General features: G+C 55.0%; 29 protein-coding genes and 4 pseudogenes. 23 read left to right on the plus strand and 10 right to left on the minus strand.

Going from position 1 to position 24,475, the window contains the following annotated elements; all coding sequences use genetic code 11:
- The first annotated feature begins 57 nt into the window (after nucleotides 1–57).
- From def to JCM15764_RS23510, 10 genes are all read left to right on the plus strand, one after another.
- Complete coding sequence (def, locus tag JCM15764_RS12510) at nucleotides 58–573, plus strand: peptide deformylase (RefSeq protein ID WP_054696147.1); 516 nt, start codon at nucleotides 58–60, stop codon at nucleotides 571–573.
- On the plus strand, nucleotides 574–1,512 hold the full coding sequence (gene fmt / locus JCM15764_RS12515) for a methionyl-tRNA formyltransferase (RefSeq protein ID WP_054696149.1): 939 nt from the start codon (nucleotides 574–576) through the stop codon (nucleotides 1,510–1,512). It abuts the gene before it with no gap.
- A gap of 53 nt (nucleotides 1,513–1,565) precedes the next feature.
- Nucleotides 1,566–2,279 carry a DUF116 domain-containing protein gene (locus JCM15764_RS12520; RefSeq protein WP_054696220.1) on the plus strand — a complete coding sequence of 238 codons (714 nt, stop codon included), beginning with the start codon at nucleotides 1,566–1,568 and terminating at the stop codon, nucleotides 2,277–2,279.
- Between the two features lie 7 nt (nucleotides 2,280–2,286).
- The gene (locus JCM15764_RS12525) at nucleotides 2,287–3,264 is read left to right on the plus strand and encodes a polysaccharide deacetylase family protein (RefSeq protein ID WP_054696222.1); all 978 of its coding nucleotides are present in this window, start codon (nucleotides 2,287–2,289) and stop codon (nucleotides 3,262–3,264) included.
- Nucleotides 3,265–3,404: 140 nt separating this feature from the next.
- Complete coding sequence (locus tag JCM15764_RS12530) at nucleotides 3,405–3,638, plus strand: DUF3147 family protein (protein ID WP_243688906.1); 234 nt, start codon at nucleotides 3,405–3,407, stop codon at nucleotides 3,636–3,638.
- 11 nt (nucleotides 3,639–3,649) lie between these two features.
- A complete protein-coding gene (locus JCM15764_RS23500; protein WP_243688907.1) occupies nucleotides 3,650–3,826 on the plus strand; it encodes a hypothetical protein in 177 nt (58 codons plus the stop codon).
- An 8-nt stretch (nucleotides 3,827–3,834) separates the two neighbouring features.
- Nucleotides 3,835–4,536 (plus strand): NlpC/P60 family protein, encoded by a 702-nt coding sequence (locus tag JCM15764_RS12535; RefSeq protein ID WP_243688908.1) that lies wholly within the window; start codon nucleotides 3,835–3,837, stop codon nucleotides 4,534–4,536.
- 99 nt (nucleotides 4,537–4,635) lie between these two features.
- Nucleotides 4,636–5,409: an endonuclease/exonuclease/phosphatase family protein gene (locus JCM15764_RS12540; RefSeq protein WP_243688909.1), complete on the plus strand. Its 774-nt coding sequence runs from the start codon at nucleotides 4,636–4,638 to the stop codon at nucleotides 5,407–5,409.
- Complete coding sequence (locus JCM15764_RS23505; RefSeq protein ID WP_243688910.1) at nucleotides 5,406–6,383, plus strand: phospholipase D-like domain-containing protein; 978 nt, start codon at nucleotides 5,406–5,408, stop codon at nucleotides 6,381–6,383. The genes JCM15764_RS12540 and JCM15764_RS23505 overlap by 4 nt, the downstream gene beginning before the upstream one ends.
- A 5-nt stretch (nucleotides 6,384–6,388) precedes the next feature.
- The gene (locus JCM15764_RS23510) at nucleotides 6,389–6,934 is read left to right on the plus strand and encodes a phospholipase D-like domain-containing protein (RefSeq protein ID WP_243688911.1); all 546 of its coding nucleotides are present in this window, start codon (nucleotides 6,389–6,391) and stop codon (nucleotides 6,932–6,934) included.
- Between the two features lie 19 nt (nucleotides 6,935–6,953).
- Here JCM15764_RS23510 and JCM15764_RS12550 read toward each other — a convergent pair.
- Nucleotides 6,954–7,527: pseudogene (locus tag JCM15764_RS12550) on the minus strand (nitroreductase family protein).
- A gap of 89 nt (nucleotides 7,528–7,616) precedes the next feature.
- Here JCM15764_RS12550 and JCM15764_RS12555 point away from each other — a divergent pair.
- From JCM15764_RS12555 to JCM15764_RS23530, 6 genes and pseudogenes are all read left to right on the plus strand, one after another.
- Nucleotides 7,617–8,405: an FRG domain-containing protein gene (locus JCM15764_RS12555; protein WP_054696156.1), complete on the plus strand. Its 789-nt coding sequence runs from the start codon at nucleotides 7,617–7,619 to the stop codon at nucleotides 8,403–8,405.
- A 220-nt stretch (nucleotides 8,406–8,625) separates the two neighbouring features.
- Nucleotides 8,626–9,761, plus strand: a pseudogene (locus tag JCM15764_RS12560) (cytochrome ubiquinol oxidase subunit I).
- On the plus strand, nucleotides 9,758–9,925 hold the full coding sequence (locus JCM15764_RS23515) for a hypothetical protein (RefSeq protein ID WP_243688912.1): 168 nt from the start codon (nucleotides 9,758–9,760) through the stop codon (nucleotides 9,923–9,925). Before JCM15764_RS12560 ends, JCM15764_RS23515 begins: the two are co-directional and overlap by 4 nt.
- The gene (locus JCM15764_RS23520) at nucleotides 9,912–10,100 is read left to right on the plus strand and encodes a hypothetical protein (protein WP_243688913.1); all 189 of its coding nucleotides are present in this window, start codon (nucleotides 9,912–9,914) and stop codon (nucleotides 10,098–10,100) included. Before JCM15764_RS23515 ends, JCM15764_RS23520 begins: the two co-directional genes overlap by 14 nt.
- Nucleotides 10,058–10,324, plus strand: a complete 267-nt coding sequence (locus tag JCM15764_RS23525; RefSeq protein WP_243688914.1) for a cytochrome d ubiquinol oxidase subunit II — start codon at nucleotides 10,058–10,060, stop codon at nucleotides 10,322–10,324. The genes JCM15764_RS23520 and JCM15764_RS23525 overlap by 43 nt, the downstream gene beginning before the upstream one ends.
- A gap of 107 nt (nucleotides 10,325–10,431) precedes the next feature.
- Nucleotides 10,432–10,929 carry a cytochrome d ubiquinol oxidase subunit II gene (locus JCM15764_RS23530; RefSeq protein WP_243688915.1) on the plus strand — a complete coding sequence of 166 codons (498 nt, stop codon included), beginning with the start codon at nucleotides 10,432–10,434 and terminating at the stop codon, nucleotides 10,927–10,929.
- Between the two features lie 19 nt (nucleotides 10,930–10,948).
- On the opposite strand, the pseudogene rtcA reads toward JCM15764_RS23530, so the two are convergent.
- From rtcA to ubiG, 5 genes and pseudogenes are all read right to left on the minus strand, one after another.
- Nucleotides 10,949–12,018, minus strand: a pseudogene (rtcA, locus tag JCM15764_RS12570) (RNA 3'-terminal phosphate cyclase).
- 38 nt (nucleotides 12,019–12,056) lie between these two features.
- On the minus strand, nucleotides 12,057–13,226 hold the full coding sequence (locus JCM15764_RS12575) for an SDR family oxidoreductase (RefSeq protein ID WP_054696159.1): 1,170 nt from the start codon (nucleotides 13,224–13,226) through the stop codon (nucleotides 12,057–12,059).
- Between the two features lie 108 nt (nucleotides 13,227–13,334).
- Nucleotides 13,335–14,483 (minus strand): FAD-binding oxidoreductase, encoded by a 1,149-nt coding sequence (locus JCM15764_RS12580; protein ID WP_243688917.1) that lies wholly within the window; start codon nucleotides 14,481–14,483, stop codon nucleotides 13,335–13,337.
- A gap of 47 nt (nucleotides 14,484–14,530) precedes the next feature.
- Nucleotides 14,531–15,064 (minus strand): hypothetical protein, encoded by a 534-nt coding sequence (locus JCM15764_RS12585; protein ID WP_054696165.1) that lies wholly within the window; start codon nucleotides 15,062–15,064, stop codon nucleotides 14,531–14,533.
- A gap of 151 nt (nucleotides 15,065–15,215) precedes the next feature.
- On the minus strand, nucleotides 15,216–15,857 hold the full coding sequence (gene ubiG, locus JCM15764_RS12590; protein WP_243688918.1) for a bifunctional 2-polyprenyl-6-hydroxyphenol methylase/3-demethylubiquinol 3-O-methyltransferase UbiG: 642 nt from the start codon (nucleotides 15,855–15,857) through the stop codon (nucleotides 15,216–15,218).
- A gap of 484 nt (nucleotides 15,858–16,341) precedes the next feature.
- On the opposite strand from ubiG, the gene JCM15764_RS12595 reads away from it, so the two are divergent.
- Nucleotides 16,342–16,947 carry a phosphatase PAP2 family protein gene (locus tag JCM15764_RS12595; protein ID WP_054696168.1) on the plus strand — a complete coding sequence of 202 codons (606 nt, stop codon included), beginning with the start codon at nucleotides 16,342–16,344 and terminating at the stop codon, nucleotides 16,945–16,947.
- Nucleotides 16,948–16,951: 4 nt separating this feature from the next.
- Here JCM15764_RS12595 and JCM15764_RS12600 read toward each other — a convergent pair whose 3' ends face one another.
- The 3 genes from JCM15764_RS12600 to JCM15764_RS12610 all read right to left on the minus strand — a co-directional run bounded on the left by JCM15764_RS12600 (nucleotide 16,952) and on the right by JCM15764_RS12610 (nucleotide 19,442).
- Nucleotides 16,952–17,887, minus strand: a complete 936-nt coding sequence (locus JCM15764_RS12600; protein WP_054696171.1) for an NADP-dependent oxidoreductase — start codon at nucleotides 17,885–17,887, stop codon at nucleotides 16,952–16,954.
- 79 nt (nucleotides 17,888–17,966) lie between these two features.
- Complete coding sequence (locus JCM15764_RS12605; protein ID WP_054696175.1) at nucleotides 17,967–18,761, minus strand: hypothetical protein; 795 nt, start codon at nucleotides 18,759–18,761, stop codon at nucleotides 17,967–17,969.
- 204 nt (nucleotides 18,762–18,965) lie between these two features.
- Nucleotides 18,966–19,442: an ester cyclase gene (locus JCM15764_RS12610; RefSeq protein WP_054696177.1), complete on the minus strand. Its 477-nt coding sequence runs from the start codon at nucleotides 19,440–19,442 to the stop codon at nucleotides 18,966–18,968.
- 151 nt (nucleotides 19,443–19,593) lie between these two features.
- Between JCM15764_RS12610 and JCM15764_RS12615 the strand changes: the two genes are divergently transcribed.
- From JCM15764_RS12615 to JCM15764_RS12630, 5 genes and pseudogenes are all read left to right on the plus strand, one after another.
- Nucleotides 19,594–19,956 carry a winged helix-turn-helix transcriptional regulator gene (locus JCM15764_RS12615; protein WP_054696180.1) on the plus strand — a complete coding sequence of 121 codons (363 nt, stop codon included), beginning with the start codon at nucleotides 19,594–19,596 and terminating at the stop codon, nucleotides 19,954–19,956.
- 422 nt (nucleotides 19,957–20,378) lie between these two features.
- The gene (locus JCM15764_RS12620) at nucleotides 20,379–20,768 is read left to right on the plus strand and encodes a hypothetical protein (protein ID WP_054696184.1); all 390 of its coding nucleotides are present in this window, start codon (nucleotides 20,379–20,381) and stop codon (nucleotides 20,766–20,768) included.
- A gap of 102 nt (nucleotides 20,769–20,870) precedes the next feature.
- Nucleotides 20,871–21,131 (plus strand): annotated as a pseudogene (locus tag JCM15764_RS28400) (macro domain-containing protein); the annotation flags it as partial.
- 215 nt (nucleotides 21,132–21,346) lie between these two features.
- A complete protein-coding gene (locus JCM15764_RS12625) occupies nucleotides 21,347–22,441 on the plus strand; it encodes a type I restriction endonuclease (RefSeq protein WP_054696187.1) in 1,095 nt (364 codons plus the stop codon).
- A 42-nt stretch (nucleotides 22,442–22,483) separates the two neighbouring features.
- Entirely contained in the window at nucleotides 22,484–22,855 is a 372-nt protein-coding gene (locus JCM15764_RS12630) for a hypothetical protein (RefSeq protein ID WP_054696190.1), read from the plus strand.
- A 99-nt stretch (nucleotides 22,856–22,954) separates the two neighbouring features.
- Here JCM15764_RS12630 and JCM15764_RS12635 read toward each other — a convergent pair whose 3' ends face one another.
- Nucleotides 22,955–23,221, minus strand: coding sequence for a hypothetical protein (locus JCM15764_RS12635; RefSeq protein ID WP_243688919.1), 267 nt, complete (start codon nucleotides 23,219–23,221; stop codon nucleotides 22,955–22,957).
- 431 nt (nucleotides 23,222–23,652) lie between these two features.
- On the opposite strand from JCM15764_RS12635, the gene JCM15764_RS12640 reads away from it, so the two are divergent.
- Nucleotides 23,653–24,186, plus strand: coding sequence for an NHL repeat-containing protein (locus JCM15764_RS12640; protein ID WP_054696196.1), 534 nt, complete (start codon nucleotides 23,653–23,655; stop codon nucleotides 24,184–24,186).
- The last annotated feature ends 289 nt before the right edge of the window (nucleotides 24,187–24,475 follow it).

Consider the following 24,475-nt stretch of genomic DNA (forward strand, 5'->3'; position numbering starts at 1 on the left):
ACATCCCGTTCCCATCCGGAGCCGTGGAATTTGCCGGGCTTTATATAAGGAAATGCCATGATAAGAAAAATACTTACCTTTCCCGATCCGGAACTGAAAAAGAAATGCCAGCCGGTAACGGTTATTAACGATAAAGTCAGGGAACTGGTGCGGGATATGGCTGAGACCATGTACGACGCGCCGGGAGTTGGGCTGGCCGCGCCACAGATCGGTGTCCACCAGCGGGTGGTGGTAATTGACGTGACCGGGAAGGACGAGCAGCCCCAGTTGCTGGTTGCCATAAACCCTGTCATTGTTCATGCCGACGGCGAGGCCTATGAAGAGGAAGGGTGCCTGTCCATTCCTAAATACGCTGCCAATGTGCGCAGGCATGAGCGGGTGGTGGTGAAGGCCCTGAATCTGGAGGGAGAGGAAGTCACCTTCAAGGCCGACGGCCTTCTTGCCATTGCCTTTCAACATGAGATCGACCATCTGGACGGCATTCTCTTCATCGACCACATTTCGCCCTTGAAGAGGGAGATATTCCGGCGCAAGTACCGCCGTACCATGGAAGACCTGCAGGAGGCGGGGTAAATGCGGATAATCTTTATGGGGACCCCGGAATTTGCCTGCCCCACCCTGCAAAAGCTGATCGACCGGAAGGAAGAGGTCGTTGCCGTAATAACCCAGCCGGACCGTCCCAGGGGACGCGGCCAGCAGACCTTGTCGCCGCCGGTAAAGGTGCTGGCGGAGCAGCATGGTATCCCGGTGATGCAGCCGGTCAAAGTACGGGTTCCCGAGGTGGTGGAGAGCATCCGCGAGCTGGCTCCCGATCTGATCGTTGTCGTTGCCTTTGGCCAGATCCTTCCCAAGAGCCTGCTGGACATTCCCCCATATGGCTGCATCAATGTCCATGCCTCGCTTTTGCCGCGCTGGCGGGGGGCGGCGCCGCTCAACTGGTGCATCATCGACGGCGATACGGAAACCGGGGTCACCACCATGATGATGGATGTGGGGCTTGACACCGGTGACATGCTGTTAAAAAAAACAACCCCCATCGACCCGGACGAGAACACCCAGTCACTGCACGACCGCCTGTCGATTATTGGTGCCGACGCCCTTGCCGAGACCCTCGATCTGCTCAACGCAGGGAAGCTGGTCCGGGAAAAGCAGGATGACGCCCTGACCTGCTATGCATCCATGCTGAAGAAGGAAGACGGGCTCATCGACTGGAGCAGGGACCCCAGGTCCGTAAAAAACCTGGTGCGTGGCATGACCCCCTGGCCTGGCACCTACACATTTCTAGACGGCAAAATGCTCAAGGTCTACCGGGTGAGGATTGCCGAAGGTGAAGGCGAGCCGGGGACGGTGATCGGCGCCGGCAGGCAGGGGCTGGAGGTTGCCTGTGCCGGTGGAAGTGTCATTATCGAAGAACTACAGCTGGAAGGCAAGAAGAGGCTTCCAGCCGGCGATTTCCTTGCCGGTTACAAGATCGCTACCGGAGCAAAGCTCGGGCATAAGGATGCAGCTTGACCAGTAACCAATTACCCCAAACTCCTCCCCGCAAACGTCTCTTTGTTGCGCTGATGGGGGTCACCTGTTTTCTGATCGTCGGCATCATTTACCTGTTCTGGTGGGTGCCGACCACGGGTCTGGCCAACATTCATCCGGATCTGCCACGTCTGGCCGGAGTCATATTCGCCGCACTTTCGGGAGTCGCCCTGTTCGGCACACTGCTTTTGGTTCTGACCACCGCCTTCGGGAAGGATATATTCTTTACCCGCTTCATGCGCGGCGTGGTCATCAAGTTCCTCCTGCCGGTCATTGAGTTCATCGGCACCATCTTCGGTATCGCCAAGGACACCATCCGCCAGTCCTTCGTCGCCATGAACAACAGCCTGGTCACCTCGCAACACCTGAAGGTGCGCCCGGACCGCATTCTTATCCTGCTTCCCCATTGTTTGCAGCTCTTCGACTGCGAGATCAAGGTAACCGGCGACATCAACAAATGTATCCGTTGTGGCCGCTGTGACATCAAAGGTTTGGCTGAGCTTGCCCAGAAATACAACATTGACATTTCCGTGGCCACCGGCGGTACCCTGGCCCGCAAGGTTATCATCGAGAGAAAGCCGAAGCTGGTGGTGGCCGTCGCCTGCGAACGTGACCTCACCTCCGGCATCAAGGACTGTTATCCCCTGCCGGTGATCGGGGTCCTCAATGATCGCCCCTTCGGCCCCTGCTTCAATACCAGGGTGGATGTGGAGAAGATTGAAGAGGCGCTGAGATTGGTGCTGCCCTGATGTGCAGATGAAAACGAACCGTGTATTCTTGATCAATCCTTTTAATTCCGCAGTATTACTGGCAGCGCTTTTGTTTTTTATCGTTGCCTCTCCTGCTGTCGCTGCAGATAAGATCTCCGGTTATAAATCCCTTTTCCACGTATGTCGAGACGAAGCGGGCAACCTGCAGCTGGCCATCCGCCAGTTCATACTAGACAGCGTCACCTATCTGCTCCTGGTAAATCCGCGCAGCCTGCAAACTTCCATTGTCCCGGCCTCCACTACAACTTCCGTATCTGCCGGCGAGGCGAAAGCCGCAGCGCGCTCCCCCTTTGCCACGGCACTGGAGCGTTTTACAGCACAACCCCGGTTGCAGAATGCCGGACTGACCCATGGGGAATCGTCCAAGAACGGGCTGTTTCTGAGCGTGGATCTGTGTCCGTCGAAGAAGCCGTTCGAGCGTGAAATGTTCACTGCCGTGGCTGATATGGCTGGAAAAACAGGCGGTCCCGTGCCGGTAGCTGTGGCAATAACCGGTTACTGGCTGGCCCATCACCAGGGTGAAATGGAGTGGCTCAAGGGGGAAGTGGCCGGAGGCAGGCTGGCTATCACCTGGGTCAATCACTCTCACAGCCATCCCTATGATCCCAAAAAGCCGTTCAATCTGAATTTTCTGCTGACTCCAACGGTGGACTTCGAACAAGAAGTCCTGTCCACCGAGACGGCGCTGCTTGAAAACGGCCTATTGCCGTCGATATTTTTCCGCTTTCCGGGATTGGTGGCCGATGGCAGATTATTGAAAAAGCTGCGTCAGCTGTCACTGATACCGGTGGGGAGCGATGCCTGGCTTGCCAAGGGGGAAACTCCGACAAACGGCAGTATTGTCCTGGTTCATGGCAACGGTAATGAACCACAGGGAATAAAGAAGCTGCTGCCGCTCCTTCGCAGCGACAACCCTCCAAGGCTCCTGCCGCTCAAAGATGCCGTTGCCGGCAGTGCGTCCTAGCTAAATAAATTCAGAGATCGGCTCTGATTTACGGATTATCCCATGCAATTTGCCGTCAAGCTTCTCCTGACCAACCTGATCATCATCGCCTGCACCCAGATCGGCAGGAAATTCCCCACCATGGGAGGCTGATCGCCACCATGCCGCTGACGAGCCTGCTGGTTCTCCTCTGGCTCTACAGTGACAACCCCGGCGACTCCAGATTGATGACCGATTACACCAGGGGTGTTCTCTGGGGGATCATCCCGACCGTACTTTTCTTTGCCGTGGCCCTGGTTTGTTTCCGCCGCCAGTGGCCGCTGCCCCTCGTGCTTTCCGTTAGTTTCGCCGCCTGGCTGGCAGGGGCGGCAGTTCACCAGTGGCTGCTCAAATAGAAGGTTTCCATATGAAATATCTCTTCGCTGCATGTTTCATTCTTATTGCATGCTCCTGCTTCGCCGCCGAATCGGCTCCACGTTATGCAGTGGCCCAGCTGCCGACACCGGTGTTGAATACCCCCGATTTTGCCGCCGTCTTCGGCGGCAGTGACGGCGCTCGCTCCAGACCGATGACTGCGGACTGATCAGGGCCATGGAATTCGTGGCGCTGCCGGGAACGGCATTCACCGTTGAAGAGCAGATAAACAGGGGGGCGCGGCAAATTCTCAGGATTACTACCGCCGATTACCCATATCCTAACAAGATTGGCTATTACATCGACAGCCGCTTCGTCCGCCTGACGGATAAAAAGCCCATAGAGCGCCCCCGCCGGCTGCCATCACGCCAGGCCATCATCGACGACATGCTTGCCGCCAGGGGGAGCCGCTATGTCTGGGGAGGTAATATCCGCCTGGGCATAGACCAGATGCACTCCTTTTTCAGCCCTGCAAGAACCATCAGTGCCGAAACAGCCGACCTCTGGCGGCTTAAGGGGGTGGATTGCTCCGGCCTTCTTTACCAGGCAACCAACGGCTTCACCCCCCGCAATACCAGCGAACTGGTCGGCTATGGCAGACCGGTCCACATCGCCGGAAAGGGCATGGACCAAATCGCAAAGGAGGTCGAACCCCTTGACCTGATTGTCTGGTCGGGCCATGTCATAATCGTCCTGGACAGGGAAAGGACTATCGAAAGCCGCCTGGACTGCGGCGGTACCGGCGGAGGCGTGGTCGTTCGCCCGCTCCGCCAGGTGCTGGCAGGCATCATGAAAGCACGGACCGCCGTCAACGACTATGCCGAAGCAACAAAGCCAGGGAAGAAAGGCTTTGTTATCAGGCGTTGGTATCAAATTTAAATCCCATCTCCCGCCTCCTACGCCTCTGCAGGCGCATCCCCATTGACAACCGGCGCTTTTCTTCTATAGTTGATTAACAAATTCACATTTTGGTGAACGTTGATCGACATTTTCCAGCCATCACACCCGGCCATGACAATCCATTTTTCGGTAATGACCTATAATGTCCATAGCTGCATCGGCATGGACGGCAAAGTTTCTCCCCTGAGGATTGCTGAGGTGATCGCCCACTATGACCCGGACATTGTCGCACTGCAGGAACTGGATGCCGGTCTGACCCGTTCCGACCTGGTGGACCAGGCTCACCTGATCGCCAAGAGCCTGGAAATGTCCTACCATTTCCATTCCTCGATTCAAGTGGAAGAGGGGGATTACGGCAATGCCATCCTCAGCCGCTTCCCCATCCATCTGGTAAAGGGGGGAGCGCTGCCGACTCACCCGGTGAATAAAAACCTGGAGCGGCGAGGTGCTGTCTGGGCCGAGGTCGAACTGAAGGGGATACGGGTGCAGGTGGTGGCGACGCATCTGGGTCTTAACCGCCGGGAGCGCATGTGCCAGGCCAACGCACTTACCGGTCCGGATTGGCTTGGGCACCCGGACTGCCTGCCTCCTGTCATCCTCTGCGGTGACTTTAATGCACTACCCGGATCTTTCGTTTACCGGCACTTCATTCGCAGCCTCAATGATGCTCACCGCAAGGGAAGGGGGAGACGGCTGAAGGGGACCTGGCCGGTCCGGCTTCCATTGATGCGTATTGACTACCTCTTCGTTACTCCTGATATCACGGTAAGACGCATCAGCGCCCACAGAACCCCGCTGACCATGGCGGCTTCCGATCATCTGCCGCTGGTGGCGGCACTGGAGCTGTCATGAGCATACTCAAGCCCGGAGTCAACTGCATGGGGATCTACGAAGTCCGGGAATCAGGTCTCCTGATCGATGCCTGTGACTATTACCGTGCCTTCTACCATGCTGCCCGCCATGCCCGATACAATATCCTCATGGCTGGCTGGCAATTCGACTCGGAAGTGCGCCTCATCAGGGGAAAAGAGGCCCAGTTGGCGGATGGTGACGTGCGCTTTCTCGCCTTCCTCGAATCACTCTGCGAAAAGAACCCGGAACTGGAGATATACATCCTTGCCTGGGATTTCAGTGTCTTCTTTTCACTGGAACGGGAATGGTTCCAGGACCTGATCTTCAACTGGTCCACCAATGAGAGGATTCATTTCACCTTTGACGGCAAGCACGCCGTCAACGCCACCCATCACCAGAAATTCGTCATCATCGATGGCCAACTGGCTTTCGTCGGTGGCATCGACATCTGTTCGGACCGCTGGGATGACCGTCGCCATCTGCGGCACAATCCGGAACGGAAAAATGTCGATGGCATCTCCTACGGCGCTTACCACGATATCCAGTCGTACCATACCGGCTCGGTAGTCAGGGAACTGCTTGGATTATTTCAGGATCGGTGGGCCGAGGCAGGAGGGGAAACCATAGTCTTTCCCACGGTTAATGGGCATTTGCCAAAGGTCGACGGGGCTGCCCTTCCCTTGCCGGCAGAATCCGTAGCAATAAGCCGGACCCAGGCCCGTGATCTGCTTGCCCTGCGCGAGCAGATCCAGGAGATTCGCCGCTTGTTCATCGATGGGATCATGGCTGCCGACAGGCTGGTCTATATGGAAAACCAGTACTTCAGTTCCCAGGCGATTTTTCAGGCGCTGGTATCGAGGATGAAAGAGCGGCAGCGGCCGAAGCTGGAGATTGTCTTGATCCTGCCCGACAGGCTCCCCTTTACCGAGGAACTGTTTCTTGGCCTGCCCCAGATGAAGATGCTTAATGGCTGAAGGAGGTGGCCGCCGAGAACGGCCACCGTCTGGGGATCTATTCCACCGTCTGTACCGACAATGGCGAGAGAAACATGACCTTCATCCACTCCAAGCTGATGCTTGTGGATGACCGGTTTCTGACGGTGGGTTCGGCCAATGCCACCAACAGGAGTCTGGGGCTCGATACGGAACTGAACATGAGCTGGGAGGCGGAGTCTGGGGAGGGGAGAGGACTTGAAGAATCGATCCGCCGGGTGCGTATCTCCCTTCTGGCCGAACATTCGGCGATGTGCGGTGAAGGGGCGGAAAACAGACTGGGGAAGATCGAAGGGCTGGTGGATTATCTGGACTCGCTGGTGGATAATAAGGAGAGCCGGCTTTGTCTGTATCAGCCGGATCCGTCTCTGGAGGGAATCGGCTGGCAGGGGGCGCTGGAACCGGTGACCCGTATCGTGGATCCCGAGCGGCCCCAGGTGGAAGAATTCGTCTTTGAAAGCCTGTCCAGATTTGAAACAAGCAAGTTCACCAGGGGGATATTACTTCTGGGGCAGTGGCTGTCCGGTCTTTAACAGGATCAAAATAACTTCTTCATTCTATGAAACTCGAGCCTTTCCATTTGCCGTAGAATACCACTTCCTCCAGCGGTTTTCTCTTCGGTGCCTCCGTAATGGTGTCATGTGGATGACCTATGGGGATCAGTCCGACAATGCGGATATTCTCCGGAATGTAGAGCAGTTCATGGAGCTTCCGTGCATAGAAAAGACCGACAAAAACACTGCCCAGGCCCAGTGAGTGGGCGGCAAGCATGATGTTTTGGGCGGCAATGCCGGCGTCGGTCATATAATAGGGCTGTCCCCCCATCTCCCCCGATTGGCCGGGTCGGCACAGAGAACGATGACCACCGGCGCTCGGCAACGGCAGCCTGTGCAGGGTTGGTCTGATAACCCCTTGGGGCGAAAAATGCCGCTACGAACGACAATTCACTCAGTTTTTTTCTGGTAGCGGCATCGGTGACGACGACGAACCGCCAGCACTGCATGTTGGCCCATGACGGGGCCATCCTTGCGGCATCGAGCACCGCGTGCAGCGTGCCCGGTTCGACCGGCTTATGGGAAAACCTCCGGATACTGCGGCGTGTTTTTATGGCTTCGAGGGTATTCATGGCGCACCCCTTGTTCGGACGTTTTTTATAATTTTAGCGTAAATTGAATATACTGCAGTATTTCTCCTTTCGTTTGCAGCGGAGTTGCCATGGCGTTGGCCAAAATGGAGCAGGTGCAGTATGCCGTGTGGCAGATTGAATCACTCAGGGATTATATAGAACTCCTGGAAGAAACGCTGCTGTCCAACAAGCTGGCTATTTTTCGCGGTCAGGCCCATGATTGGCCGCTGGTGCCGAGGGTGGCGACGGTAAATCATCCATTGCCCATACTGGAAAACGAGAGGCTGATGTTCGATACCTTCTGCCGCGAAGCTTTCCCTTTTGTCCATCCCGAGCCGGCAAACGAGTGGGAATGGCTGGCGGTTGCCCAGCATCACGGGCTGCCGACCAGGCTGCTGGATTGGTCCACCAATGCATTGGGGGCGCTCTGGTTTACCGTCAGAGCCCCTTCGTCACCTGAAGAAAATGGGGTGGTATGGCTGATGATTCCCGACGAGCAGGATGTGGTGAAGCATCCCGACCACACCACTACACCCTTTGGCGGTGACAGGACCGAGGTCTATCTGCCGCGGCATGTCTCGGGACGGGTCCGGTCTCAGGAGGGGGCCTTCACCGTTCACAAATACAGCGAGGAAATCGGGGCCTTCATTCCCCTGGAAGAGAGCGGGATGCAAAACGGAAAGCTTATCAAGATACAGGTGCCTGGCAGACGCTTTCCCCATGTCAGGTATGACCTTTATCGGTGTGGTGTCCATGCCGGTTCCCTTTTTCCCGATGTGACCGGCGTCGCCGAGAGGATTCGGAACCATTGCCTGCTGCTGGCCGATGAGCTGGACTTCCAGCCGAAAAGGCCTGTCGAGGTGGGTAGAACTGATTGATTGTTTTTTTTCATATTACGCTGTAACATTTCCTCTCCCTGAGGGAGAGGGCCAGGGTTAGGGGGCATTGAGCAGGTGGGCACTGCCCCTCATCCGGCCTTCGGCCACCTTCTCCCATGGGAGAAGGAAGCCGCAAAAGGTAGTAATTCTCAGATGACGTGTTAGAAAAAGTCTGAGTAGCGGAGGTTCCATGGACAACCTGCTGGCCGCCCGCACACTGATGGGGGTTTCTCTCGCTTTCCACATCATCTATGCCACCATCGGCATCGGTCTGCCGCTGATGCTGATGATCGCCGAAGGCATCTCGCTGCGGAGCGGCAATGATCTCTATCACCAGATGGCGCGCCGCTGGGTACGTCCCGCCGGCCTTTTGTTCGCCATCGGCGCGGTCTCAGGCACCATTCTCTCCTTCGAGCTGGGTTTTCTCTGGCCCAGGTTCATGGCCTTCAGCGGCGCACTCATCGGCCTTGCCTTCACCATCGAAGGATTCGCCTTTTTCACCGAGGCCATTTTCCTTGCCCTATATATCTACGGCGAAAAAAGGCTGTCCCGCCGGGCGCTGTTCTTCTGCACCATTCCCATTACCGTTGCCGCCGCCGCTTCGGCAGTCTTCGTCATCAGTGCCAATGGCTGGATGAACACCCCGAGCGGCTTCAGAATGGTGGACGGCATGCCGGCAGATCTGCACCCGCTGCAGGCCCTGGCCAATCCGGCATGGCCCATGAGGCGGTCCACGGCACCTTTGCCGCCTATGTGGCCACCGGCTTTGCCGTTGCCGGTGTCTATGCATTCTCCATCCTTCGCGGAACAGATACCGTTTACCACAAAAAGGCGCTGACCCTGGCCCTGGCGGTGGCCGGCTTCTTTCTCCCCCTCATGTTCATCTCCGGCGACTGGGCGGCTTCCTTCGTGGCCAAACATCAAAAACCGAAGCTGGCGGCCATGGAGGCCCATTTTACGACCATGGCCGGCGCTCCCCTTGTCATCGGCGGCTGGCCTGACCCCGCTTCAGGCCAAGTCTTGTATGCCGTAAAAATTCCAAAGATGTTGAGCGTCCTTGCCCATCGGGAGCCGAACGCGGTGGTGGAGGGGCTTGATGCCTTTCCTCCCGGTACCGCTCCCGACCCTCGCCTGGTTCATCCGTTTTTCGACCTGATGGTCGGCTCTTTCTTTATCATGGCCGGCGTTTCCTGCTGGTTCTGGTGGCGGCGCTGGCGAGGCAGGGATGACGGACCTGCAGAAAAACGGCTGCTGCAGGGGGTTCTATTTGCCTCCCCCTTCGGTATGATCGCCCTGGAGAGCGGCTGGTTCGTCACCGAATTCGGCCGCCAGCCTGGATCGTCCAGAAGCACATGACCGTGGCCCAGGGGGTGACCTCCCATCCGGACATCGATCTGGTGCTGGCAGCTTTCGTCACCGTCTACGTGCTGATGTCCATCGGCCTGCTTAAGCTGCTGCTACGCCCCGCGGGTGGTGAAAGAATTGCGACCCGCAAGGAGAGCTGGCATGTTGACTCTTGAAAATATGGCCGCCCTGGCCCTCCATCTGGGCCTGATCATGTATGCACTTTTCGGCGGCGCCGACTTTGGCGGAGGCATCTGGACCGCCCTGGCCTCGGGTCCCGTGCCCGGGAACAGCGGGACAGCCTCTTTTTGGCCATTGGCCCGGTCTGGGAAACCAATCACGTTTGGCTGATCTTCATGGTGGTGACACTCTTTACCGCCTTTCCCAAAGGTTTTTCCATCATCTTTACCGCTCTCCTGGTTCCCTTCGTCATTGCCCTGATCGGCATCAATTTTCGCGGCGCAGCTTCGCTTTCCGTCACTTCGGCAAAGAGATCGGCCAAGATGTGCCCCTGGTGGCGCGGACCTTTGAGATTGCCAGCATTCTCACCCCATTTACCCTGGGCATGGCGGTAACCGCCATCGCTCGGAAGAATTATCCTCGCCGATGACCAGGTCCAATTGACCCTGTGGGGATGGGTCTCCCCCTTCACGCTGGTCGGGGGACTAGTGGGGATGGCGGTTTGCGCTATCTGACCCCCATATACATGACCGTGCGCACAGTGGGGGCATTGCGGGATGATTTTAGACGGCGGGGGATGGCGGCTGCCCTTGCTCTCGGGGTTATAACAACCATGGCGGTACCCGTGGCCATGGCCGATGCCCCGCTTTTTGCCCAGAGACTGCTGCGGTCTTGGCCGCTGGTCTTCGTTTCCCTGGCTGTTCTCTCCGGCTTGACCACCCAGATGCTGCTCTGGCGGCGGCAATACCTGGCGGCCCAGATCGTGGCCGCCGGCACCGTGGTCCTCACCATCAGCGGGTTCTCGGCGGCCCTTTATCCCGACCTGATCATCGGGCAACTGACCATAGCCGCGGCTGCTGCGCCGCCGCCGACACTAAAGGCTTTTTTGACCGTGCTCCCTCTCGGGGCACTGATTCTCGTACCGTCACTGGTGTATCTCTACTGGACCTTCCGGGGAGAGCCGGACCCCCATGCGCCGCCGGGCAAGCGCAATCGCTGAAGCCCGCTCAAATTCCCTTTCAGTTAATGGTGATCCTTCCCGCTTTGCCCAATTCTCCTTCAACGGCATATCTGCACGCGCCAAACAGCTCCATAACCCAGAGGTTGGTCAACAGATGCCGCGTTACCGCCGAGGTGGTAAAGGCCGAGCTCTCCCTGCATAGGGCCAGATAGAGGACGATCTGGTCCGCCAGGTGTGGGTCCATGGCAGCACCCGCCTCCACATGCTCCAGTAGCTGGTTTGCCGCTTCGGCAGCGACGGTCTCTGCCGGTTTGCCCGGCGCCCCCAGAGCCTGAAATCCGGCGAGGCTGTTTTCTTCTTCCAGGCGGAGGAAGACGAAGGAGCCAGGGCCGTAGGCTTCCACCCTGATCCGCTCCACCTCCACCGGGCAGGGAAGCGGCTTGAGAAGCTCCATGGCCCGTTTCTTCTGCCGCTCGGCGATGCTGTCGGGCAGGTTGCCCACACCCGAACAGCCGGTCACATGGCGGATCGCGCCACGTACCGTCGCTTCAAGGGGCGACAGTTTTTCAGTCCTGAACACTTCCACCCTGACCTTACCCCCTCCACGAGGGTAGAAGCCGTAATGGTCCCGGTGAATTCGGATGGTGCACCCGAGCTTTTTAAGCGTCGGGGCAAAGACCTGGGACAGGTACTCGACAGAGGGGCTGAAGGGGACATTGGTGCCGCCGGTGACGGTAATCGTCGAGTCACGATGGGCAAAGAGGAGGATGGGAATGACTGTCTGCAGCACCAGGGAGATCGATCCGGCGGTGCCGATATCGAAGCTGAAACTGCCGCCGCTGATGGTACGGGGGGCAAAGGTGATTTCCATGGAGTCGGCGGCATCGCCGCTGACCTCGGCATTGGCAACGGTTTTGGCGGATTTCACCGCCATCAGGTGTTGGGGCTGAAGGCCGGGCTTTTTCCTGGACGCCTGATGTTGACCATGCGAAAAGACTGGCCGAGGATCGCCGAAAGGGCCAGCGCGGTGCGCAGGATCTGTCCGCCCCCTTCGCCATGGCTGCCGTCGATGGTGATCATGGTCTCCATAACTGTCGGGAAATCGGCTCCTTGGTAAAAGTTTAACATGACATGGGGGAACGGCTGGCATTCAAAGGAAGTTATGGTTACTGATGGTCGGATTTCTTTCCCCAATCAACGCTCATTGCATACTCCATGCAGCGCCTGAAGATGTCGTAGCTGAAGTGGGGCGGGACTGGATTGGCCGAGTCCCGGTCGGTATTTTGCCGATCAAAGATTCGGAGGTCGGAGAGGTAGGGACGGTAGGGTTCGATGAAACGGTTGAATAGCTCTTCGGCCGGGCTCGGTTCATGTCTTGCGCCTTGGCCGTAGGTGATTTCCAATCCCTTTATGTTGAGGAACCTTTCGCAGTATTCTGCCAGTTCTTCGGTTGTGCTGGGTTGTCCATTGGTCAGATGGTAAATGTTGTCAGTACTGGCTGCTTCAATAATGGCGAGAGTGGCAGCGACGAAATAGTCGACCGGGATGAGGTTGATGCTGCCCGGCTGTTCCAAAGTCAGCCTTATGGGCAGATGAAGAATGCCCTCCCCGTCAAGGCGGATTCCATGGCCGGCTGACTTCATGCCCCCGTTGTTCCGGATGTCGTTCAAGTAAATATCCCTGATGGCGGCCAGGGACCTCACATGGTGATAGATGGCGTTGAAACGGTTGGCCCGGCCGCTTCGGGAATCGCCATAGACAATTGACGGCCGGACGATGGTAAAGGGGATGCCGCAGGCACGGCAGCTGTCGGCAATCCGCTGTTCTGCCATGGCCTTGGTTTCTTCATAGACGTTGAAGAATTCCGTCGATGATACCGGCCGCTCCAGGCATAGGCCAGAATGGATCCCGGCACTGTAAGCGGTGCTGACGTAATGGAAAGCGGAAGCCTTGCAGTCACTGGCGAAGAGGAGGAGGCTGTTGAGGCTGGTCACATTGGCAGCCAGGGATTGACCCCGATTGCGATCGGAAAAGGTGGTGTCCGAGGCGCAGTGGATTATCAGGTCTGTCTCGGCGCACAGGGTCTGGTAGCGCTTTTGTTCAAGGCCGCACCGGGGTTTGAGGAGGTCCACCTCCGCCAGTTCCAGGTGCGAGCTGTGCTGTTGCAGGCCGAACCACGCCAGTGTGGCGGCGATCCTCTCCGTCAGGCTGTTGCTGCCGGCAGGCCTGCCGAAGACGATCAGCCGATCACCCCGCTGAAGCAGGGCTGCCATGAGGTGACTGCCGAGAAACCCGGTTGCGCCGGTGAGGACGATGGTGCGAGGTCTCTGTTTCATGTTTGATCCTGGGAATAGAGGAGGTTTTCCTTTCTGCAGTAGCCCTGGTAAAGGATATAGCGGAGCGGCGTGATGGTTCCGGTTCGCCTGGCGCTTTTTTCTATCAGCTCACCGGCGGCCGCAATTGCCTGCTGTGCCCGGTGGATTTCGTCGGCGCTGGTCTGGTCGGCATAGTAGTCGTATTCCATGACGCACCGCTTGCCGTTGTCCACCGGGGTGATGAAGCCGAGGCTGTTCTTCAGCTGGTGTCGGTCCGCAATTCCCTTCAAGGCGGTTACCATTTCGCCAATCAGCTGAGGCTCCAGGCAGGTAGACGACAATTGGAAAAAAGTGCCTGTCCCGGCCGATCCTGGAACTGGTGATTCTGAACATGTTGAGCCAGACCAGATCAGTCAACTCCGGGCGGGCGTAAAGCTCCTCGAAGAAAGGCCTCAGTTCAGGGTCCAGGTCCTGTACAAGTTGACCTGGGGATGGGGCAAGGGCCGCTTCAGCGAGCTCGGCAAAACCCCTGATTTTCAGGTAGGAGAAGGGTTCATCTTCGGTCAACTCATGGATCAGATCCAGCCAGCGGGCGGAGGCGAGGGATGGAAGGCCGAGGGTGAGGGCGGTGACCAGGCGCTGGTCGAATAGTGGTAGCCCCATTTCGCCGATGGCGGCCATTGAGTATTTGTCGCCGATCACCAGGACCATGCAGGCCATGCCCAGCCTGTCCGCAAAGATTTCCTTGACCTTCACCGCCAGTTCCTGGGTCGGCGAGATAAATGCCGAGACATACTCAAGGTCGAGAATACCCATGGCCAGGCCGATGCGCCTCGTGGCACACTCCCTGGAGAAACCGATTGCCTGTTCCATGGTTGCAAAAGGGACCAGGACGCCCGTCTCATCGGCAGTTTTCGGGTGAAGTTTTACGGACAAGGCGGTGCAGATGCCGGGTGCCTTCTGCTCGACCCTGTCAAATGCATAGAGATTGGGGGCTGCCTTGTCATTCAGGGAAAACATCGATCCGTCGCTGCCGACGAACTCCGCATCCACATAGTTGTCGGCTGCGGTGCCATAGGTGGTTGAAAAGAGGGAGAACAGGCCGGAGCAACTGGTGCTGCCGCAGACGGCGGCCGCCGGTTCGGCCACATGGACCCGGTAGCCGTGCCGGGAAGCCTCACGCTGCAGGTCGAAGGCTGTGACCCCCGGTTCAATTTTGGCGAGCCAGCGCTTTTCATCGAAAACGATCCCTTTCATCCGGCTGAGGTCAATGACCACCCCCTTGCCGAGGGCCAATCCGAGAATATTGGTGCCGTTGCCCCGCGCTACCCAGGAATGCCATTCCCATTGAAGAGCGTTATGAGGCAGGCTATTTCTTCCCGTGTCTTCGGCATCACCACGTAGTCGGGCATCTGTGGCTTTGCCATGGGGCAGGGGTCTGTAGAATAGGTGACGGCAACGCCCCGGTCACCGGTAGCCCAGTTAGGGCCGACGATCTCCTGCATCTCTCGCAAGAGGAAAGTTTCCTTTTCCTTTAAGATGGGGTTACCTGCTGCAACATGTTTTCCCACCAGCGTTTTCAATGCCCTCATCACCTTTGTCGGGCGCATTTCCGTGACGAAATAGCACTGGTAATCGCATTTTCCGCACAGGTTGCAGCTGTCTGCCGCCTGGACGCATTTTTCCGTGACAGGGATTTTGCCGTCGGCGAGGGCCGCATAAAGGAGCATCCTTCCCTGGGGATAAAAGGTCACGTAATGCCGTTCGAGGCCGGAGGCACAGACCCCGCTCCCAAGAAAGTCGATCTTGCACATTGCATACTGTCGGCAGTTGACGGCGATGTCCCTGGCGTTGTCCATCAGACCCCCTTCCGTTCGAGTCGCAGCGGCATGGTGTCTTTGACCGCATAGCCCATATACATCACTGCCGTGCTTCTGCCCTCGATGAGCTGCAGCCGCAGGGCAAGGTCCTTGTAGTTCCATTCGCCCCTGGCCCGCCGACGCAGAAAACTCAGGGTTTTGATTGGTGAGGTGACCGGCTTGATGCCCCGGTGTTCCCTCCAGCTAGGTGGTTCGTCTCCAGGAGCATTTTCAGTTCCTCCGGTTTGATGAATTTCGTCCAGGTATGCAGCTCGGGCGGCATCACGGCCCAGCGTTTCCATTTCTGCAGTATGCCGATGACCACCAGCCAGCTGATCAGAGTGCGGTTCAGGGTGTCATAACAGAAGATGCCCCCCGGCCTGAGAACCCTGGCAATTTCGGCAATCACCCGTGGCTGGTCGTGCACATGTTCCAGCACATCACAGCAGAAGGCGGCATCAAAGGAACCATCAGGGAAGGGGAGGTTTTCTCCGGCACCCTGCTGATAATCGATCGCCAGTCCCTTTTTCCGTGCGTGTTCCCCGGCAATCCGCAATGACCCCCTCGACGGATCGATGCCGGTGGTCTTGAAGCCCATGGCGGCGATTTCTTCGCAGAGAAAGCCGCCGCCACAGCCTACGTCCAGTGCAGTGGCGCCTGGACGGTCAGGCAGCAGTGCTTGAAAATAGGCAATCCTGGCGGGATTTATGGCGGTCCGCAGCAGGAAAAGCGCCGATTGTGGTTGCCACCATGGATCTTGCTCATAGATGTCGCCCTGACTCTGTTCTTCCATCGGTTGGCTCCACACGTTCTTAAAAGTATAGCATGTGAAAATTTTTATTAAACATGTTGACAATATATAACGCTTTGGGGCAGGAGACTGTCGGAGTAATTTACACGTTGAGTATAAATGTTGATAAAAATGCTTTGTAATTCAATAGGATAGATGTGGCATGGAATGTGAAGCCATTAGCGCAGGCTCTTGGGCGCCGGTCCAAGACAGCCGCCCGGCGGACCTGCAGCAGACGACAGTGGGGACGAAAACTGTCCGGAATTGCCTGTAAGCTTTCCCGACGTTGCTGTCGGTTAATTTTACATTGGGGGAAAGGCAACTTCAGTACATTGAATGTACAAATATCGGAGGAGGGAATCATGAACTGGTTCGATTTGCAGGTAATTTCCTATCTCAACGATTTTGCTCGGCATTCCTGGCTTTTCGACAAGGCGATGAACCTCCTTGCCGGGAACATCATGTTCAAGGGGGGCTGATCATCCCTGTGCTCTGGTGGCTGTGGTTTCGCCGTGACCCAAGCGGCCGGGAGAAAGAGTACCTGCTGTCGATCCTTATGGTATCGTTCCTGTCAATCATGGTTGCACGGCTGCTGGCGCTGACGCTCCCCTTCAGACTGCGGCCGCTGCACAATCCGGCTCTGAATTTCACCCTCCCCTTCGGCACGAGGTCAAGCTCCCTGGAGGGATGGAGCGCCTTTCCCAGCGATCATGCCGCCCTCTTCTTCACCCTCGCCACGGGCATTTTTCTGCTGTCGCGCAGGGCCGGCATCTATGCCTTTCTCCACGCCATCTTAGTCATTTCCTTCCCGAGGGTCTACCTGGGACTGCATAACGCCACCGACATTTTCGGCGGCGCCGCCATCGGTATTCTTATGGGGTGCCTGGTGCATCTGGGCCGCCTGAGGCAGCTGGCGAGCTCCCGCCTGCTGCAGTGGGAGAGCTCCTGCCCCGGTCTGTTTTACGCCTGTTTCCTTATTATCAGCTACCAGATGATCTGCATGTTCGACCCGCTGCGTATGCTGGGTAGCGAATCCCTGATGATGGTCAAGCATCTGATCAAAGAGACCATATTCACCGCCTGGGCGAAATAACCTCTTATCCTCTGACCTGCAGGACGATCTTCCCGCGGGCGTGATGGGACTGGCTTATCATCTGGGCGTTCCGGGCTTCTTCAAGGGGAAGGATCTTGCCGACGACCGGTTTTATCTCGCCTGCTTCCACAAGCTCCGCGATCTTGCCAAGCTCCTTGCCGTCCGGGTGCATGAAGAGGTAGCCTACCCTGACGCCTGTCTGCTCAGCCAGTTCATGGTCCGGCTGTTCCAGGATGGAGACCATGACCCCGTGCTGCTGTCTGAGTACCTTGAAGCTTTTGCGATAGGTCTCACCGCCGATGGTGTCGAAGACAATGTCGTAATCGTGGATCTGTAAGGAAAAATCTCCCTTGGTGTAATCGACAACCTGATCCGCCCCCAGGGACCTGACGAAATCCACATGGGTCGTGCTGCAGGTGGCGGCAACATAGCAGCCTTTGCTTTTTGCCAGCTGGATGGCGAAGGAGCCGACGCCGCCGGACCCGGCGTGGATCAGGACCTTGTCGTTCTTTTTTATTCCAGCATAGTCCACCAGGGCCTGCCAGGCCGTGAGCCCCACCAGCGGTACCGCTGCCGCCGCCTCAAAGGAGATGTTTGCCGGTTTCATGGCCACATATTTCTCGTCAACGGCCACATACTCGGAATAGGTGCCGTTCCTGGCGATATCGGTCCGACTGAAGACCTTGTCCCCCCTTTTGAATTTCGTGACTCCGGGGCCGGTGTCCACCACTACACCCGCCGCATCCCAGCCGAGGATAAGGGGAAACCGGTGGTGCAACATATCCTGGAGGTAGCCTTCCCGTATCTTCCAATCCACCGGATTGACGGAGGCCGCATGAATTTCAATCAGCACATCCTTTTCCATCACTGCCGGCTTCGGCAGGTCCATCAGCTGGAGCACCTCAGGTCCACCATATTTTTCAATGGCAACAGCTTTCATGGCTATTTCCTCCCGATACTGGAGAATGAATATCTTCTGAAAAGTGTAGCAACTACTGGAAGGAATGAAAGGTCGGCAATCAGTGTCTGCGGCGGTGGAGCGCCTCTTCGACCGCTTTTTTCCGGGGGCTGTCGAGTCGCCCGGATGCGAGCAGCTTTTTCAACTCGGCGCTATTCAAACCGGGGAGGAAGAGGTCGAACCAGATGAGCGGCGTTCGCTGGTTCTTGAGAATGGCGCCAATGATATTGGGGCGGGTCTTCCAGCGGGGGTGGCGGGCGATCATGGAGATATTTTCGGCAGTGGCCCTGGCGCTGCCCAGGAACTGAAAAATGAAGGCTTCCTTGATCTGTGGGTTTGAGAGACATATTTCTACGACCTGGGGATCTCCCTCTCTCAAAAGGGCCTCCAGGACGGGTGCCGTGCCGCGGCGGGCGAGGGTCAGTTTGTTGCCCAGGGGAGTGGTGGGGATGCGCTGGATGACGGCCCGTTCCGCAGCCAGTTTCTGGTCGGGAGTGACGCCGGGCAGAAAACAGACAGCCACCAGCTCGAAAAGGTAGAGGTGGGGCAGCAACGTGGTAATGATGGTGCCGGGGATATTCGGGTTTTTCACCAGGGCCAGTTTCAGGTTGTGGCTCTCCCCGGTGAGCGGCAGTTTGTGGATGGCCTTGATCAGATCCTCAGACAGGTCACGTCGCTTCAGGAGTGTCAGCAGGTGGGCTTCATCCAACGCCGGATTTCGCAGAGCCGCCCGAAGCACCTCCATGGAGGGTGATTGCAGCACCAGGTACAGTTCGTCTTTGCCGACAGTCAGTGCCTGGTGCAACTGGCGGGATAAAGCAGGATCGAGGGTGGGGTTCTTTTTCGTGTCTTCCATTGGGTATCGCTATTTGCCAAAAGCCTGACCAGCTTGCCCATGATACGAGCAGTTCTTGGTATAATTGAGACAATAACGCCTGTTAGCTGCAGATGCAACAATTAGTATGGGGGATGTCCTACTTCATGCTCATGCTCAATGCCAGAGGTGGGGTAATCTGTCGAAGAAAAAGGGGGAGCTTTCCCCCCTTTTCCATTGTGAAGCTCATTTGATGACGCCGAGCTGCCTGAAGAGTCCATAGATATCCATTACATCCCAGTGTTCGGCAAGTTTGCCATCTTGTACCCGGAAGATATCCACCGCATCGAAGCTGTATTTCTGCCCCGTTCCCGGAATCCCGAGCCATTCTTTTTCCAGTGTTCCCGAATAGGTGCCGTATACCCATACCTCGTCTCCCTCGGCGACGATCTTTTTCAAGGTATAATTCCAATCAGGAACAGCCGCGAACCATGCTGCAAAAAACTCCTTGAACCCGGCCGAACCCTGTCTGACCAGCGGGTTATGCTGAATATAATCCGCACGCACATACCGCTCAACCTCGCTGAGATCCTTCTTGACGAAGACTGCCTCTGCGAATCTGCCTAACAGCGCCTTGTTTACATCCTTCTCCTTTGCCATCGCTGTTCCCCCCATGATGAAAAGTAGTCCTGCCATCAACAGGGTTGCCTTGATTGCTTTCATTTACTGCCTCCTTTAAGAATTTTTTTCGCCGCTAGCGAACCTGTTGCCAACAATAAACAATGTAGGTTACTATTCGCAAGTAGGCACCTTTTTGTATTGTAGTCACCTTTTGGTTACTATTGGATCTATCAAGGGAAAAGAGGAGATATATATGCAGTGGGATGTTTATAACGAACGCTGTCCGACGCGAATGGTCCTGGATCGCATAGCCGACAAGTGGACGGTACTTATCATCGGCTCGCTGGAAAAAGGGACGAGAAGGTTCGGCGATCTTCGCCGGGAAGTCGGTGGAATCTCACAGAAGATGCTGACCCAGACATTGCGGGGGCTTGAACGGGACGGTCTGGTGACTCGTGTCATCTATGCCAGCATTCCGCCGAAGGTTGAATATTCATTGACCGATCTCGGGCGGACCCTGGTTGGTGTATTTGAGGGGATACGAAACTGGTCGGAAACCAATATCGAGGAAGTTCTCAAGGCGCGGGAATTCTACGACAGCCGGGGAGATTTGTGACAAAAGGATGGCGTTTCTCTTCTCTTTGGAGAGCCTACCAACAAACAATGTCCCGCTAGCCTCTCCCAACATTGCCAAGCTTGCAGTGGCTACGGAGATCTCCCGCCCCCGCCTGTGCGAATATCTGGAGAAGCTGCAGGATGCACGGTTCAAACCTCTTTTGCCTTCACCCTTCACCCTTCACCCTTCACCCTTATGTCTTCAGCCCTCAGCCTTCAGTCTGGTGTTGCTGAATAATTAGAAATTTATAGTTTTAATGTTGTTGCTTCAGATTAGGCGTTCCTACTATATTGCTGAACGTGTAACAAAACCAATTAGATAGTGTAAAAATTTTTTTACACTGGCAAATTTTTTTACACCGGCTGGGATTTTGTGCCAGGTGTGGCACGGGGGTAGGGTGGAAGGAATAAAAGCAGAACAAAGTGGTTATGCAAATGATGCCGAAACATAGAAAGCTAATCAGATGGATGATTCTGATCTTGGCGGTTGCGGGAGGCCTTTTCCTTCTGAACACAGTATTTTTCTGTGCCTGGGTATCTGGCGGGCCACCGAATGACTACCCGAAGGCATGGCTACACCAATCCTATATTTATTTTGGCTACAGCGGAGCGTTGCTTGGGACTGGCATTATGGGCTTCGTCGCGCTGCGGGAACAATTCAATTGGAAGAAATCGATCGTATTCTACCTCTGGATTCCCTTTACCATCTACTGCATTGCAGGACCAATTATTAGAAAGCAAATTCTGATCGATAAATGTTTAGACTCGGGTGGAAAGTGGGACGAGTTGCATTTTGTATGCAAGGGCGAATAGCGCACACCAAGGCGCTCAGACCAGGAGGATCTCTTCAGGTAATACGGGGAGTGTCCCTAATTTTCCCTAATTTTCCCCTAATTTTCCCTCGAATACTTAGAATTTCTAATCAATTTATGGGATAAGGTAAACAACGTATACGGCCAGCAGAGTGTATCCACCGCGATCTTTGGATCGGGAATTACGCGCATTAAAGGGCACAAAAACATCAGCGATGAAGATCTTCTGAAGATAATGTTGTGGACATTCCGAATTAGCGAAATGCGGTTCAAGTACCCGGCAAGGCTTACCGTTGTGATTCATAAGGATAAGATCGAGAAAATTAATCTTCTCGACATAAAGTCTGCAAGAAATGGCGTATAAATTTTTTAGGAGGAACTGGTGTCGTGTCTAAACATTGGCAGAGAATAAGGGATTATCCAACCAGTCGGTTGCACGCCGGTTGCACGCCGCCCCGCCCGGAAAACCGACCGGGCGAAGCAGGTGAACCGGGCACGCTGTTGGACAGTAAACCGATATTTTCATGCCCTTGATGACGCAAATCGAAAATTAACACACTTTTACAAAGGAGATTACCAATGGACTTCATTGATCGCTTACGCGTACTCTCGACTCAAATTACGAACACCAAGGCCATGATTCAAACCGAGGAGGCGACAAAAAACTCCATGGTCATGCCTTTTATTCAAATACTGGGCTATAACGTCTTCGATCCAATGGAAGTGACCCCTGAAATTGTTGCCGATGTCGGCACAAAAAAGGGAGAGAAGGTTGACTATGCAATTCTGAAAGATGGCAAACCGATCATTCTGTTTGAGTGCAAGAAAGTCGGTACCGACCTAAACATCAACCACGCCGGTCAGCTATTCCGCTACTTCCATGTTACCGCAGCACGCTTCGGCGTCTTAACAAATGGGCTCGTCTACAAGTTTTTCACCGATCTCGAACAACCAAACAAAATGGATGAGAAGCCGTTCTTTGAGTTCAATATTCTGGAGTTTAAGGAACGCGACGTTGAGGAACTGAAGAAGTTTGCGAAGACGGCGTTCGATTTGGATACTATCTTGACCACAGCGAATGACCTAAAGTTCACACGTGCCATACAAAACCGTTTGGCTGAGTGGATGGCCAATCCCTCTGATGAATTCGTGCGTCTTGTTTCTGCAGACCTTCTCGGATCCAGACGCTTCACCCCCGCCGTAAAGGAGCAGTTCACGCTGATCGCCAAGCGCGCTTTTGAGCAACTTATTGCAGAACGCATCAACGAACGGCTCAAAGGCGCAATGACCCCAGAATCAAAGCCAGTAGCAATACCCGCTTCTCCAGCTACTCCCGTCATTACCGTCGAAACCGCAGCCGAACCACTGGTTGTCACCACACCAGAAGAAGTCGAAGGATTCCATGCTGTTCGCGCGATTCTCCGAGAAATCGTAACTCCACGCCGCGTCTCTTTGCGCGATGCCCAAAGCTATTGCGCAATCCTTCTTGACGACAATAATCGCAAGCCAATCTGCCGTTTGCGATTCAACAATACGCAGAAGCTGCGGCTAGGAATCTTCAACGACAATAGGGACGAAGAGCAGTTTCCGTTGGAGAGCGTAGACGACATCTTCAACTATTCCGGGCAACTGAAGGCGACGGCTTCATCATATCTGTCAGCACCGCAGGAATGATTTGTGTGGGTGAAACCCCCTTTAGATTAATGGAGAGGAAAAATGAATCCATCAGAAAAGGTAATCCGGATAACCGAGACATTAAAAAGTACGTTGCTTTCCACCCAGACCGGCACCAAAAAGCTGAAGGTAAAAACTCTTCTAAATAAATTCGGTTTTACTAGAAGAACGGAGAAGAATACCACTGAGATTACAGAACTACTGGGTTCCTATGACATATTGACAAACCCATCGATCATGAAGCTGGGGCATACATGGGAGCTGAGTTATGAAGATTGGATATATCTTTCAGTAGCAGCAGGAGAGCCTAAAACTAGCAGCCCTTTAGTAACCGATTCAAACGTCTTGCCTGATAGTTGGAATAGTGACGGCTGGTTTGATGCCGTGAAGATAAAGAATTTCAGGGAAAACTAGGGACACTCCCCGGTTTTCTTTTTAGGGGAAAACTAGGGACACTCCCCGGTTTTCTTTTTAGGACGCCCAGGTTTCTTTGGTCTGAGTACCTGATTCAACCTAAATTCCAAACATGTCAACGAAGGACTCCGATCCAAAAGGCCGTCCGGAGTTAGTAGCCTTGCGGATGGCGCTATCCGTTTCTTCATCTTCAAAGGCCACAAATTCCCGATACGCATTGTGCTCCTGTGGTGAAAGCCAAGAATCTGCAGCCAGCAGTGGGTCATGTGCGCCTGACACATGGGCTTTGGCGCTGGACCACCGATACCCTTCAACATTCGTAGCAATTCCTGACTTAACAGGGTTGCGCTCGATGTAGCGTGCCACCGCCCAAAGATATTGCTCGTTTTCGACTACACAAGAAAAAAAACGATTTTGCCAGATCCGACCTGACTGCTTACGTTTTCGATTGAGATACTAAGTATACATCTGGTTTGCAAGGCCGATGCCGCGCGACAGGGATGTTTACGTCGCCAAGAGGCAACAATTGTATTTAATTATTGCTATTTTATTGCATAAATATAATTTATTTTGCAATTTACAGAAATCACTGGTAGTGTCGCTCCTGGTCTCATGCTGTGGAGCGAAATCATTGGCAGGTTGAGCGCCAATCCATATATTTTGCTTACATCAACGGAGACGATAAAAACATGGGGCTTCTCTGAAGGTTCCCACGGGGAGGTGTTGAAGCAGGCATATGATTTGATTGGGCGAAGCGATTGCTAACATCATCATTTATTGGAAAAGGAGAACAAAGCATGGGGAAGTTTTCAGTTCTAGCTGCTGTTTCGATTGCATCAGTGACCCTGATGGCCGCCAGCCAGGTCCAGGCAATAACCTATCAGACTCCACCCGTTTTAATGACTTACCATAATGGCGCGTCAAGCCAGGCCACATCGGTAAAAACCGATTCACAGGGCAACATTTATGAAGCAATAACCTCCATGGGTGAAAACGGCAAGATCATAAAGTTTACACCAGACGGGCAGACAGCCTGGACGGTGGATTTTGATCCCAACAACCCGAGACCCGCTGACAAGATGGTCAATTTTGTCACCAGCACAGGGATCGCTGCTGTTACAGTTGACAGGAACGACAATATTTACGCCGTAGGAGAGTCCTACAACGGGATTACACTCGATTGCCTGCTCAAGAAGTACAACGCCGGCGGTACCCTGATCTGGCAGACCAGGTACAGTGTCCCCCAATCGGGCACCATTACCCAAGATCAGTACTGCATGATATCACAGTCGACAACGCAGGCGACATCATTGCCGGCGGAACTTCGTTAATCTTCTCCGGAACAAGTTATACAGGTTACGGCAACCAGATTCTGAAATGGGATGCAAGCGGGAAGCTGATTGGACAGTTCAATTTGACAACCAACGGAAATGCGGCTTGCGGTCCGGCTACACCATGCCAGTCTCAGATCATGAAAGTTGTTACCGATCTGAATCAGAACATCTACGCCATAGGAAAAATGGGTGGCATATATGCCAATTCGACCTATTACCTGCCAAGTTCAGTTAAGGATCTAAGTCCCTCTTGTCCAACGGTTATGACGTTACATCGATAAATTAA

It is taken from the genome of Geotalea toluenoxydans JCM 15764 (assembly GCF_001311985.1).
GTDB classification, from domain to species: domain Bacteria; phylum Desulfobacterota; class Desulfuromonadia; order Geobacterales; family Geobacteraceae; genus Geotalea; species Geotalea toluenoxydans.